Annotated in this window: 9 protein-coding genes; 6 read left to right on the forward strand and 3 right to left on the reverse strand. The window is 64.0% G+C overall.

Annotation, left to right across the window (positions count from 1 at the left end):
• The first annotated feature begins 1 nt into the window (after position 1).
• Together ASC48_RS12160 and ASC48_RS12165 are read left to right on the forward strand one after the other, a co-directional pair.
• On the forward strand, positions 2 to 1222 hold the full coding sequence (locus ASC48_RS12160; RefSeq protein ID WP_055456007.1) for a lytic murein transglycosylase: 1221 nt from the start codon (positions 2 to 4) through the stop codon (positions 1220 to 1222).
• A 163-nt stretch (positions 1223 to 1385) separates the two neighbouring features.
• Positions 1386 to 2579: an SGNH/GDSL hydrolase family protein gene (locus tag ASC48_RS12165; protein WP_208975693.1), complete on the forward strand. Its 1194-nt coding sequence runs from the start codon at positions 1386 to 1388 to the stop codon at positions 2577 to 2579.
• A 134-nt stretch (positions 2580 to 2713) separates the two neighbouring features.
• Here ASC48_RS12165 and ASC48_RS12170 read toward each other — a convergent pair whose 3' ends face one another.
• Positions 2714 to 3565, reverse strand: coding sequence for an SDR family NAD(P)-dependent oxidoreductase (locus ASC48_RS12170; protein ID WP_341860380.1), 852 nt, complete (start codon positions 3563 to 3565; stop codon positions 2714 to 2716).
• A gap of 68 nt (positions 3566 to 3633) precedes the next feature.
• On the opposite strand from ASC48_RS12170, the gene ASC48_RS12175 reads away from it, so the two are divergent.
• Positions 3634 to 3999: a winged helix-turn-helix transcriptional regulator gene (locus tag ASC48_RS12175; RefSeq protein WP_055456010.1), complete on the forward strand. Its 366-nt coding sequence runs from the start codon at positions 3634 to 3636 to the stop codon at positions 3997 to 3999.
• A gap of 251 nt (positions 4000 to 4250) precedes the next feature.
• On the opposite strand, the gene ASC48_RS12180 is transcribed toward ASC48_RS12175, so the two are convergent.
• Both ASC48_RS12180 and gltB read right to left on the reverse strand, forming a co-directional pair.
• The gene (locus ASC48_RS12180; RefSeq protein WP_055456011.1) at positions 4251 to 5681 is read right to left on the reverse strand and encodes a glutamate synthase subunit beta; all 1431 of its coding nucleotides are present in this window, start codon (positions 5679 to 5681) and stop codon (positions 4251 to 4253) included.
• Between the two features lie 123 nt (positions 5682 to 5804).
• Positions 5805 to 10541 carry a glutamate synthase large subunit gene (gene gltB / locus ASC48_RS12185; RefSeq protein ID WP_055456012.1) on the reverse strand — a complete coding sequence of 1579 codons (4737 nt, stop codon included), beginning with the start codon at positions 10539 to 10541 and terminating at the stop codon, positions 5805 to 5807.
• Positions 10542 to 11193: 652 nt separating this feature from the next.
• Between gltB and ASC48_RS12190 the strand changes: the two genes are divergently transcribed.
• The 3 genes from ASC48_RS12190 (at position 11194) to ASC48_RS12200 (ending at position 13232) form a co-directional block, all read left to right on the forward strand.
• Complete coding sequence (locus tag ASC48_RS12190; protein ID WP_055456013.1) at positions 11194 to 11493, forward strand: BufA1 family periplasmic bufferin-type metallophore; 300 nt, start codon at positions 11194 to 11196, stop codon at positions 11491 to 11493.
• Positions 11494 to 11572: 79 nt separating this feature from the next.
• The gene (gene bufB, locus ASC48_RS12195) at positions 11573 to 12460 is read left to right on the forward strand and encodes an MNIO family bufferin maturase (RefSeq protein ID WP_055456014.1); all 888 of its coding nucleotides are present in this window, start codon (positions 11573 to 11575) and stop codon (positions 12458 to 12460) included.
• Positions 12453 to 13232, forward strand: a complete 780-nt coding sequence (locus tag ASC48_RS12200; RefSeq protein WP_055456015.1) for an HvfC/BufC N-terminal domain-containing protein — start codon at positions 12453 to 12455, stop codon at positions 13230 to 13232. Before bufB ends, ASC48_RS12200 begins: the two co-directional genes overlap by 8 nt.
• The last annotated feature ends 69 nt before the right edge of the window (positions 13233 to 13301 follow it).

Raw genomic sequence — 13301 nt, forward strand, 5'->3', positions numbered from 1 at the left:
AATGGGCCGGATCGCCAAAAAGGCTCGCGGCCTTGCCGCCGCCGTGCTGCTTGCTGCTGGAGGGATGATGCAGGCTGGCTCTGCGCTCGCGGATGCGGGCTTTCAGACGTGGGTTCGCAATTTCTGGCCGCAGGCACAGGCGGCAGGGATCAGCAGCCAGACCTACAACGCCGTTTTCACCGGCATGACGCCTGATCCGGACACGGTGCGCCTGATGTCGCGCCAGTCCGAATTCGTGAAACCGGTGTGGGACTATCTCGAAAGCGCGGTTTCCCCCACGCGGATCGAGAATGGCCAGAAGATGCTGCGTGAGCATGCCGCCGTTCTGCGCGAGATCGAGGCCCGCTACGGCGTGCAGCGCGAAGTGGTGCTGGCTGTCTGGGGCATGGAAACCAACTACGGCAGCTTCATGGGCGGCCATGATGTGATCCGTGCGCTGGCGACACTGGCCTATGAGGCGCCGCGCCGCCGTGAGTTCTGGCAGGGCGAGCTGGTCTCGGCCCTGGGCATCATTCAGGCCGGCCATGTGCGCCACAAGGACATGATCGGTTCCTGGGCCGGTGCCATGGGCCACACCCAGTTCATGCCGTCGAGCTGGAAGCGCTATGCTGCCGATTTCGATGGCGACGGCCGCCGCGATATCTGGACCTCCATTCCCGATGCTCTGGCTTCCACCGCCAATTACCTGAAGGAACACGGCTGGCAGCCGGGCAAGACCTGGGGCTATGAGGTCAGCCTGCCGCGCGGCTTCGATTATTCGCTGGCGGATGACACCACATCCAAGACGCTGGCCGAATGGTCGCGGCTTGGTGTCGTGCGGCCCAACGGCCGCGGCTTCCCGCGTGCCGATGACACCGCCGTGCTGGTGCTGCCGGCCGGGGCGGCTGGCCCGAGTTTCCTGATGCTGAAGAACTTCTCTGTCATCAAGCGCTACAACAATGCCACCGCCTATGCACTGGCCGTTGGCCATCTGGCCGACCGGATCCGGGGCGGCGATGCCTTTGCCGGGGACTGGGCGCGGGAGCATCTGCCGCTCAACAAGGACCAGACCATGCAGTTGCAGGCAGCTCTCAACCGTAAAGGCTTCCAGGCTGGCGAGCCGGATGGTCTGGCAGGTCCGGCAACCCGCCGCGCCATCCGCGCCTTCCAGAAGTCGCGCGGCCTGATCCCGGATGGCTATGCCTCGGTCATGCTGCTGTCCAGGATCGGCAGCGGCAGCTAATACCAAGGCTTTCGATGCTGACGCATCACGCCTTGAAAAGGCTCAAGCACCATACGGGCTTGACCAACTCTCGATGAGCCGAACGCATCGAGAGTTGGTGTAGCACTTCCGGAGCGGCGCCGGATTGCCTATAGTCTGACCTTGTTCAGATGGAGGTTTCCGGGTGCCGCTTCTTTCGTTCAGGATGCGCTGGCTTGCCATTCTCCTTGCAGCTCTGGTTGTTCTGCCGGTGCTGCAGGGGGCTGTGCTGGCGCAGGGGCGCCCCATTCCGCCTCCCCCTTCCGAAGATGGCTTCAACCCGCTGCGCCCGCTCATGCGCCTGTTCGGCGTGTCCCGGCCCGAGGTGCGGGTGCAGGAGGCCAAGCCTGTGGTGCGCAAGAAAGCCCCTGCCGCCCCCAGCAATACCCCTCCCAAAGTCGTGGAAGCGCCGAAGGAGCCGGATGCAGGTGTTGTGCTCGTGCTCGGCGGGCCAACGGCCGCAGCCCTTGCCGAAGGGTTGACCTCCATATTTGCACAGAAGCCGATGATCCGGGTTGAACTTCTCACAGAGGCGCCCGCGGCTTCACCGGCCGCGTCTCCCGAGGGCGGCACCGGGGCGGCACAGCCGGCCGTCCGGCCTGATGGCCTGATGGGAGAGCCGGACCCGGCGTGGACGGAACGGGCGGTCTCGCGCATCCGCGGCGGCGGCGTCAAGGCGGTCGTGGCTGTCTTCGGCTATGCCGATCTCAAGGATCTGCCGCAGCCGGATGGCGGTCTGGTGCCCTTTGGCAGCGATGCCTTCAAGGCGGAATACCGCAAGAAGCTGCGCGCCCTGGCGCTGGCCATGCGGCAGGAGCGCAAGCCTCTGCTGCTGGTGGGCCTGCCGCCGACCGAAGCCGCCCGGCTTGATCCCGGCTTTACGCTGATCAACGATCTGCTTCAGAGCGAAGCCGCCATGACCCGTTCAACCTATGTGGACATCTGGAAGATGTTCCTGGATGACAACGAGGCCTATACTGCCTTCGGGCCGGATGTGGACGGCCAGCGCCGCCGCCTGCGCGCCAATGATGGCGTTGGCTTTACCTGGGCCGGTGCCCGCAAGGTGGCGTTTTTCGTCGAGCGGGAGCTTGCCCGTGTGCTTGGCGGCTACGGCGGGCTCGCCTTTGAAGGCGTGGCAGACGATCCGAATTTCATCGTCCTGACCGGACGCGCCCTGTCGGCAGAGGACCATCTGGCGGGCGATGCCAACGAACCCCAGATCCTGCCTCCGGTGGAAACCGAAGCCGCCGCCCGCCTCGCCCGCAAGTTCCTGGCCACAGGCGACACCGGCGCTCCCACTCCCGGCCGCGTGGATTTCACGGGTACTGTGCCGAATTGACGGATTGGGGCATCCCGGGTTCTGGCGCTCTGAAGGCCGGCTCTGCCCCGGTGTCAGTTGCGGCCGCCCTTGAACAAGGTCTCCGGTTGCCGCAACCCGCTGGAGCCTGGCGTCACCAGCTGCGCCGGCAGCTGCTATCTGGCCAGCTTGTAGCGTTCGGCAGGTTTGCCATCAAACATCGCCTGCAACAGCCTGCCGGACAGAGCAACGTAGTCCGACAGCAGAGACGTGTCGTGCAGCGACGGTGCGGTGATGGTTTCCCCTTGTTCAAGGCCTGAGAGCGCCGCATCGACACAATCCTCCGTGGTCATGACGATTGCCTCCGGCAGAGGCTCAAGGTCTGCGCCTCCGGCGACTTCCCAGCCTTCGGAAATGACCGCACCGGGCAGCACCAGCTGAACCCTGACCGAAGTGCCTTCGGCTTCGTGCTGCAGGCTCTGGGTGAAGAGGAATACATAGGCCTTGGTGGAGCCGTAAACAGGAATGCCGGGATAGGGGCTGAAACCGGCGCCGGACCCGATATTGACAATCGTTCCGGCATTGCGGCCCTTGAACGCCGCGAGCGCGGCTTTCGACAGGGCGGTCAGGGCCGTAATGTTCAGGGCGATCATGCTCCCGATTGTGGCATCAGGTGTCTGTGTGAGAGGCTTCAGAGCAGAGAAGCCGGCATTGTTGATGATAAGTGAAATGGAAGGATCGTCCGACAGGAGCTGCGTCACCGCAGAGACCCCTTCATTGGTGGTGAGATCGGCGGCCAGCGCTCTGGCGGAAACCGGGAACTGCTGCTGCAATTCCCCGGCAATGTGCTGCAAGCGGTCCTGCCGCCGGGCAACCAGCACGAGGTCATATCCGCGCGCCGCAAGACGCTCGGCATACATTCTGCCAATCCCGGAGGAAGCTCCGGTCACGATGGCTGTTCCAGGTTTCTTGAGGTTTGAATGTGTCAAGGCGATTTTCCTTATGAGGATGACGAATTGCTTCAACACAGGTATATATCGTGTACTAAGTGTCAATTACGCACTTAATGTATCCTAGGTATCGTCAAGGAAACCGGATGTCCTATACAGAAGAGCGTGTTCTCGAAACACTGCCGGGCGTCAGACCGGTGCTCGAACAGATAGCCCACAAGTGGTCTATTCTGATCCTGACCTTTCTCTGCGAGGAGCCGAAGCGCTTCAATGCTCTCAAGCGCCGCCTCGACGGGATTACCCAGAAGGCGCTGACTGAGGCGCTGCGCAAGCTGGAAAGAAACGGGCTGGTGCAGCGGACGGTGACAGCCACGTCGCCGGTTGCCGTCGAATATTCGATCACGCCGCTGGGCCGGACGTTGCAGGATCCATTTCTGGCTCTTTACGATTGGGCCGTTGCGCATCAAGGCGATCTTGCCGCTGCACAGGAGCGGTTTGACAGGAAGCCTTAGACGGCTTGCGGCGGGGCTGGGCGCGCAGGACCGGACGGTGGCGGCCCCGGCCGCAGAGAGCCGGGGTGAGCAGCTCCAGACGCTGGTTCTCAAGAGCCTGGCTCACGGCGGGCTGGCCAAGCCCATGCGGCGCCCGAGCCATTTCAAAGGCGCGATGCGTCACCATCGAAAATCCTGGTATTGGCCATGTCCCAAAACAAAAGGAGCGGCCTGGTGGCCGCTCCTGAGGATTGCGCTGTTCCGCCTGCTGCCTAACGGGGCAGGTTGGAGGAGCCGGTGAGGAATTCGTCCACGGCGCGGGCGGCCTGGCGGCCTTCGCGGATGGCCCAGACGACCAGCGACTGGCCGCGGCGCACGTCGCCGGCGGCAAAGACGTTGGCATAGCTCGTCTTGTAGTCCTCGGTGTTGGCCTTCACGTTGGTGCGGCCATCCAGCTCCAGTTTGCCGTCCAGCTCGGCGATGAAGGTGTCGAGGCGCGGGCCGGAGAAGCCGATGGCGGCCATCACCAGATCAGCGCGCAGGATGAACTCCGTGCCGGGGATCGGCTTGCGCTTTTCGTCCACGCGGGCGCATTTGACGCCGACGATGTGCCCGTCCTCGCCGATGAGGCCGAGGGTGGCGGCGGAGAATTCGCGCTCGGCGCCTTCAGCCTGGGAGGAAGAGGTGCGGAACTTCGTCGGCCAGTAGGGCCACACGGTCAGCTTGTCTTCCTTCAGCGGCGGGATCGGGCGGATGTCGAGCTGGGTCACTGACAGGGCACCCTGTCGGAAGGCCGTGCCGACGCAGTCGGAGGCGGTGTCGCCGCCGCCGATGACGACCACATGCTTGCCCGCAGCCCAGATCGGCGCCTCGCCGGAGACATCCTCGCCGCCGACGCGGCGGTTCTGCTGGACCAGATAGTCCATCGCCCAGTGGCAGCCTTCCAGCTCCATGCCGGGGACGCCCGGATCACGCGGACGCTCGGCACCGGCGCAGATGATCACCGCGTCATGGCGCTCGGACAGTTCTTCCATGGTGACGGTGACACCGACGTTGACACCATAGTGGAAGGTGACGCCTTCTTCTTCCAGCTGCTTGACGCGCAGGTCGATGTGGCGCTTTTCCATCTTGAAGTCCGGAATGCCATAACGCAGCAGGCCGCCGGCCTTGGGCTCGCGCTCATAGACATGGACGGTGTGCCCGGCGCGGGCCAGCTGCTGGGCAGCGGCCAAGCCGGCCGGGCCGGAGCCGATGACGGCAACGGTCTTGCCGGTCTTGGTGGCGGAGGGTTCGGCGCGGATCCAGCCTTCCTTCCAGCCCTTGTCGGCAATGGCCTGCTCGATGGTCTTGATGCTGACCGGCACGTCCTCAAGGTTCAGCGTGCAGGCTTCCTCGCAGGGGGCGGGGCAGACGCGGCCGGTGAACTCCGGGAAGTTGTTGGTCGAATGCAGGTTGCGCAGGGCCAGTTCCCAGTCGCCCTGATAGACCAGATCGTTCCAGTCCGGGATCTGGTTGTGCACGGGGCAGCCGGTGGGGCCGTGGCAATAGGGGATGCCGCAATCCATGCAGCGGGCCGCCTGACGCTCGACCTCGCTCTGGTTCAGCGGCAGGGTGAACTCGCGGAAATGGCGGATGCGGTCGGATGCCGGCTGGTACTTCTGCTCCTGCCGGTCGATTTCCAAAAATCCGGTGACCTTGCCCAAGGTGACCTCCTCAAAACTCGTTTCGTCCTCAGCCGCCTCGACCGTTTGTCCGGGAGACGGCGCTGTTGCCGGGTGGTGCCGGCCCTCAGCGTCTGCCGCGAGGGCCGGGCGCAGGTGGCGGGTTTATTCTGCCGCTACCATACCGAGCCGTTTTTCTTCCATCTCGCGCAAGGCCCGGCGGTACTCGACGGGCATCACCTTGACGAATTTCGGCCTGTACACATCCCAGGCATCCAGGATCGCCTGAGCCTTGGTGGAGCCGGTGTGGGTCACATGGTTGAGCAGGAGCTGGCGCAGGCGCTCGTCGTCGTGGCGGGTCATGTCGCCCGTCACGTCCACGCGGCCCTTGTGCTCGATATCGCCGCCATGGTGGTGCAGCTTCTCCAGAAGGTCGTCTTCCTCGGCCACCGGCTCGATATCGACCATCGCAAGGTTGCAGCGGGAGGAGAAGGTGCCTTCCTCATCCAGCACATAGGCGATACCGCCCGACATGCCGGCTGCGAAGTTGCGCCCGGTCTGGCCGATGACGACGACAATGCCGCCGGTCATGTATTCGCAGCCGTGGTCACCCACGCCCTCGACCACCGCAATCGCACCGGAGTTGCGCACGGCGAAACGCTCGCCCGCAACGCCGCGGAAGTAGCACTCACCTTCGGTCGCGCCGTAAAGCACGGTGTTGCCGACGATGATGGATTCTTCCGGCACGATCCGTGCCTTGTCCGACGGACGCACGATGATCTTGCCGCCCGACAGGCCCTTGCCGACGTAGTCGTTGGCATCGCCCCGCAGTTCCATGGTGATGCCGCGGGCGAGGAAGGCGCCGAAGGCCTGACCGGCAGTGCCCTTCAGGTTGATCTTCAGCGTGTCCGCTGCAAGGCCCTTGTGGCCGTAGCGCTTGGCCACTTCGCCCGAGAGCATGGCCCCGGCAGACCGGTCGACCGAGCAGATGGTCTCCTCGATGATGGTCGGCGTCTTGTCTTCCAGCGCCGGGCGGGCAGCCGCGATGAGGCGGCGGTCCAGAATATCCGTGATCGGATGCTCCTGGCGCTGGGTCCAGCGGGTTTCTTCCGGAGCTGCCTTCGGCTGGAAGAAGATGCGGCTGAAGTCGAGGCCCTTCGCCTTCCAGTGGTCGATGGCAGTGTCCTTGTCGAGGAAGTCGGAGCGGCCGATGATCTCATTGAGGTTGGCAACGCCGAGAGAGGCCATCAGCTCGCGCAGCTCTTCCGCGACGAAGAAGAAGTAGTTGATCACGTGCTCCGGCGTGCCCTTGAAGCGCTTGCGCAGCACCGGGTCCTGGGTGGCGATGCCAACCGGGCAGGTGTTGAGGTGGCACTTGCGCATCATCAGGCAGCCTGCGGCGATCAGCGGCGCGGTGGCAAAGCCGAACTCGTCCGCACCCAGAAGGGCGCCGATGAGCACGTCACGGCCGGTCTTCAGGCCGCCATCCACCTGCAGCGCCACGCGGGAGCGCAGGCCGTTGAGCACCAGCGTCTGCTGGGTCTCGGCAAGGCCGATTTCCCAGGGGCTGCCGGCGTGCTTGATCGAGGTCAGCGGCGAAGCGCCGGTGCCGCCGTCATAACCGGAGATCGTGATGTGGTCGGCGCGGGCCTTGGCAACGCCAGCGGCCACCGTGCCGACACCCACTTCCGACACCAGCTTCACGGAGATGTCGGCTTCCGGGTTCACGTTCTTCAGGTCGTAGATCAGCTGCGCCAGATCTTCGATCGAGTAGATGTCATGGTGCGGCGGGGGCGAAATCAGGCCCACGCCCGGCGTCGAGTGACGCACCTTGGCGATGACCGCATCCACCTTGTGGCCCGGCAGCTGGCCACCCTCACCGGGCTTGGCGCCCTGGGCCACCTTGATCTGCAGCATGTCGGCATTGACCAGATATTCGGTGGTCACACCGAAACGGCCGGACGCGATCTGCTTGATGGCGGAACGCTGCGGGTTCATCGAGCCATCCGGCAGCGGCTTGAAGCGCTCGGCTTCCTCGCCGCCTTCACCGGTGTTCGACTTGCCGCCGATCTTGTTCATGGCGATGGCCAGCGACGTATGCGCCTCGCGGCTGATCGAGCCGAAGGACATGGCGCCGGTGACGAAGCGGCGGACGATATTTTCAGCCGGTTCCACCTCGTCGATGGAGATGGGCTTGCGGCCCAGCTCTTCCGCGCTCTTGATGCGGAACATGCCACGGATCGAGAAACGGCCGGTTTCCTTGTTGGAAAGCTCGGCGAACTCGCGGTACTTGTCCGGCAGGTTGCCGCGCACGGCGTGCTGCAGGGTGGCGATGGAGTCTGGCGTCCACATGTGGCTTTCGCCACGGATGCGGTAGGCGTATTCACCGCCCACTTCCAGCGACCGGCGCAGGATGGCGACATCCTCGAAGGCCATCTGGTGGCGCATGACGGTTTCCTGCGCCACTTCCTTCAGGCCGATGCCTTCGATGGTCGTCGCCGTGCCGAAGAAGTACTTCTCGACGAAGGCAGAGGACAGGCCGATGGCGTCGAAGATCTGCGCACCACAATAGGACTGGTAGGTCGAGATGCCCATCTTGGACATGACCTTGAGGATGCCCTTGTCGATCGACTTGATGTAGCGGTAGACCACTTCATCGGCATCGACTTCCTCGGGGAAATCCATTTCGTGGTGCATCGAGAGCAGGGTCTCGAAGGCGAGATAGGGGTTGATCGCCTCGGCGCCGTAGCCGGCCAGCACGCAGAAGTGATGGATCTCGCGCGCTTCACCGGTCTCCACCACGAGGCCCACGGAGGTGCGCAGGCCCTTGCGGATCAGGTGATGGTGCACGGCAGCGGTGGCCAGCAGTGCCGGAATGGCGATGCGGGCGCGGCTGATCAGGCGGTCCGACAGGATGATGATGTTGTCACCGTCCCGCACGGCCTTCTCGGCCCGCTGGCACAGTTCCTCCAGCGCATCTTCCATGCCCTCGGCGCCGCGCGCTGCGGAATAGGTGATGTCGAGCGTCTTGGCCGAGAAGTGGTTGTCCGCGATGTCGCCGATGCGGCGGATCTTTTCCAGATCCTCGTTGGTGAGGATCGGCTGGCGGACTTCCAGGCGCTTGGCGTGCGACAGGCCCTTGAGGTCGAACAGGTTCGGGCGCGGGCCGATGAAGGAGACGAGGCTCATCACCAGCTCTTCGCGGATTGGGTCGATCGGCGGGTTCGTCACCTGCGCGAAGTTCTGCTTGAAGTAGGTGTAAAGCAGCTTCGACTTGTCGGAGAGCGCCGAAATCGGCGTGTCCGTGCCCATGGAGCCCACGGCTTCCTGTCCCACGGTCGCCATCGGCTGCATCAGCAGCTTGATGTCTTCCTGGGTGTAGCCAAAGGCCTGCTGGCGGTCGAGCAGGCTTTCACCGGCCACCGGAGCGCGCTCGCGCACGCCCGGCATGTCCTCAAGCACGATCTGTGAGCGGTGCAGCCAGTCCTTGTAGGGGTTGGCAGTGGACAGCTGACGCTTGATCTCGTCGTCGGAGACGATGCGGCCTTCTTCCAGATCGATGAGCAGCATCTTGCCCGGCTGCAGGCGCCACTTCTTGACGATCTTCTCGTCCGGGATCGGCAGAACGCCCACTTCCGAGGACATGATGACATAATCATCATCGGTGACGATGTAGCGGGCCGGACGCAGGCCGTTGCGGTCCAGCGTCGCGCCGATCTGGCGGCCATCGGTGAAGGCCACGGCAGCCGGGCCGTCCCACGGCTCCATGATGGCTGCGTGATAGGCGTAGAAGGCGCGGCGGTTCTCGTCCATCAGCGGGTTGCCGGCCCAGGCTTCCGGGATCAGCATCATCGCCGCATGGGCCAGCGAGTAGCCGCCCATGACGAGGAATTCCAGCGCGTTGTCGAAACAGGCGGTGTCCGACTGGCCTTCGTAGGAGATCGGCCACAGCTTGGTGATGTCGTCGCCGAACAGCGGCGAGGACACGGACGCCTGACGGGCGGCCATCCAGTTGACGTTGCCGCGCAGGGTGTTGATCTCGCCGTTATGCGCCACCATGCGGTAGGGGTGGGCGAGATCCCAGGACGGGAACGTGTTGGTGGAGAAGCGCTGGTGCACGAGGGCGAGGGCCGAGGTGAAGCGCTCGTCCTTCAGGTCCTTGTAATAGGCGCCCAGCTGGTAGGCCAGGAACATGCCCTTGTAGACCAGCGTGCGGCTGGACATGGAGACCACATAGAAGCCGTGCTTCACCGCGTCGCTCTCGGCGCGCACGACATTCGAGATCACCTTGCGCAGGATGAACAGGCGGCGCTCGAAGGTGGTCTGGTCGATGCCATCAGCCGCGCCAATGAAGAGCTGGCGGGAATAGGGCTCGGTGGCGGCAATGTCCGGGGCCTTGGACAGGGACGAGTTGTCGACCGGCACGTCACGCCAGCCGAGGACCTTCTGGCCTTCAGCGGCGACAACGCGCTCGACGATTTCCACGCACTTGGCGCGCAGGGCCGCGTCCTGCGGCAGGAACAGGAAGCCGACGCCATACTGGCCCGGCTCCGGCAGGGCCACCCCCTGCACGGACAGTTCAGCCTTGAAGAAGTCATGCGGGATCTGCACGAGCATCCCTGCACCGTCGCCCATCAGCGGATCGGCGCCAACCGCACCGCGATGGGTGAGGTTTTCGAGGATGTTCAGGCCGTCCGCGACGACCTTGTGCGATTTCTGACCTTTGAGATGCGCAATGAAGCCGACACCGCAGGCGTCGTGTTCGCGAGAAGGATTGTAGAGCCCTTTATCTGCCGCCTCGCGCAGACGCGTGGCGATAGTGGTCGCGGTGCGGGCTTTTTCCGCTCCCTCGCGCCCTGCTACGGCCATGGCTGTGCTGGTGGTCAGCTCACTCTTCATCATATGCGCCCTCACTGTAATCCAGTGTTTCCGCAGCCGTCCTCAGGTTGCATGTGCGCACCTTTCCCCTCTTGGGGCAAGACACGCAGATCTCCCTCAGCCTGTGCCGCGGCTCTGTCGTAGTTTTAACGCTTCGCTTCCACAAAGCGAACCGTCTTCTGGCGAAAGCAAGCCTCCCGCTTCGCCGGTGATGCCCTGTTTCTGCCTGCCGCACAGGGCCGCAAGGCAGTCGTGAGCCTGTCCGCAGGCTCTCGCATGAGGTGCCGGTGTCTGTGGTGCCTCCCCCATATCCGGCGATTGCCGCGGATTGGCCACGGCCTAGCGAGTAACCTCGGGACCCGAAAAAAGGGACAGTATTCCTGCCCTATTCCGAGCTGGGGGAACATGCCAGATTTCCCCCGGGGGGGCAAGACCGTTTATAAGGATTAAAATTCATTTTGTTTCGCTATTTGCAGTTTCAGGTTCATTTTCGGAACGGGCTGCGGCGGAATGAGCAACAAAGTTTCACGATTGCCGTTCACACTCCCGGTACCAGCGTATCACTCCGCCGTCACAGGGCTTTGATTTCCTTGCGTCAGGTGAAGCGAGCAATATGCCGGGCATCCGGGAAACGGCGCCATCGGGGGAGCCGGGACGGATGAAACGAGGTACGAAAATGAGCAAGACCTTTCTTTCTGCGGCAATGGTGGCCAGCGCTGTGGCGGCGGCGGTGGCTGGCGTGACTGCGCCGACGGAGGCTGGCGCACAGGCCAAGGAAAAATGCTACGGCGTGGCGCTCGCTGGCAAGAATGACTGCAAGGCCGGTCCGGGCACGACCTGCGCCGGCACGTCCACGGTCGACTATCAGGGCAATGCCTGGACGCTTGTGCCTGCAGGCACTTGCACGGAGATGAAGCTGCCGGATGGCCGCATGGGCTCGCTGACCGAGCTGGACCGCGATCTGCCGAAATCCTGAGGCTGCAGGACTGGAATGCAGGATCAAGGCTTCCGGCGCCTGCCGCCGGAAGCCGCTTTGCGGGGGAGCGATTGCCATCATGACAGGGCTGCAGGAGACGGCGGACCACAGTTTCACCCTGCCGCAGCGCGGTGGGGCAGGGCTGAAGCCGGAGCATTACACCGAAATTCTGGCGCAGAAGCCCGACGTCGGCTTCTTCGAGATCCACGCCGAAAACTACATGGGCGCGGGCGGCGCGCCGCATCATTATCTGGCGCGGATCAGGGCGGACTATCCCATCTCGCTGCATGGCGTGGGCCTGTCGATCGGCGGCGATGGCCCGCTGGATGAAGCCCATCTTGCCCGGCTGAAGCATCTTTGCGCGCGCTATGAGCCAGCCTCCTTCTCGGAGCATCTGGCCTGGTCCAGCCATGACACCGTGTTCCTCAATGACCTGCTGCCGCTGGCCTACACACAGGCGCGGCTGGATGTGGTCTGTGACCATATTGACCGGGTGCAGGAAGTGCTGGGGCGGCGGATGCTGCTGGAAAACCCCTCCACCTATGTGGCCTTTGCCACCAGTGAAATGGATGAGCTGAGCTTTCTGGCCGGGATTGTCCGGCGCACCGGCTGCGGGCTGCTGCTGGATGTGAATAATGTTCACGTCTCAGCGGTCAACCACCGCCGCGATGCGCCGGACTATCTGTCGGCTTTTCCCATGGAACATGTTGGCGAGATTCATCTGGGCGGCCACGCGCCGGACACGGATGACGAAGGCGGGCCACTGTTGATCGATGCCCATGACCGGGAAGTGGATGAAGAAGTCTGGAGCCTCTTCGCGGATCTCATGGCGCGGACCGGTCCGCTGCCGGTGCTGATCGAGTGGGACAACAACGTGCCATCCTGGCCGGTGCTTTTCGGGCAGGTGCAGGAGGCAGAGCAGATCATGGCTCAGGCGCTGCCCAAAGGGGTGTTGCGCCATGGCTGAGCAGGCTTGCGCTTCCAGCGCAGCTCTTGTGGCGGCGCTGATGCAGCCGGATTTGCCGGTGCCCGAAAACGTGACCGGCCCGGACGGCGCCCCCGCGCCCAAGCGTTTCGGCGTTTACCGCAACAATGTCATCGTCAGCCTGACCGAAGCGCTGATGGCGACCTATCCGGCGCTGGTGCGGCTGCTGGGAGAAGAATATTTCCGGGCGCTCGCGCGGCTTTATGTGAGCGCCGAGCCGCCGTCATCGCCCGTGCTTCTGGCCTATGGCGGCAGCTTTGCCAGCTTCATTGCAGGGTTCCCGCCGCTGGCAGGCTATCCTTATCTGCCGGATGTGGCCCGGCTGGAATGGGCCTGGCTCGAGGCCTATCACGCGGCAGACCGGGCGCCGCCCGATCCGGCCCAGCTTGCCGCTGTGCCGCCGGAGCAGCTTGGCGCCTTACGCTTCACGCTGCACCCGGCCTGCCGCCTGATTGTGTCGTCTTACCCGGTGCTGGATCTGGTCAGGGCCAACCGGTTCGAAGTTGACGGGGGCGTAGAGGTTGATCCGGGGCAGAGGCAGAGTGTACTCCTCACCCGGCCCGGCATCAATGTCATCCTTCACCCCTTGCAGGCGGGGGAGGCGGCTTTCATGGCGGCGCTGGCAGCTGGCGATCGTCTCGCAGAGGCCGCAGGCAGCGCGCTGACTGTCGATCCGGCCTTTGATCTTGCCACCGCCATTGGCCTGTTGCTGCGCAGCGGTGCAGCTTGCGAATGCCAAATTGACCTTGCGTAAATTTTATCCGGATGCACTCTAACACCAAGCCTTGCCACGCCGGCGCATCACGCCCCGCAAAATGCTCAG

The organism is Pannonibacter indicus, from assembly GCF_001418225.1.
GTDB lineage: Bacteria > Pseudomonadota > Alphaproteobacteria > Rhizobiales > Stappiaceae > Pannonibacter > Pannonibacter indicus.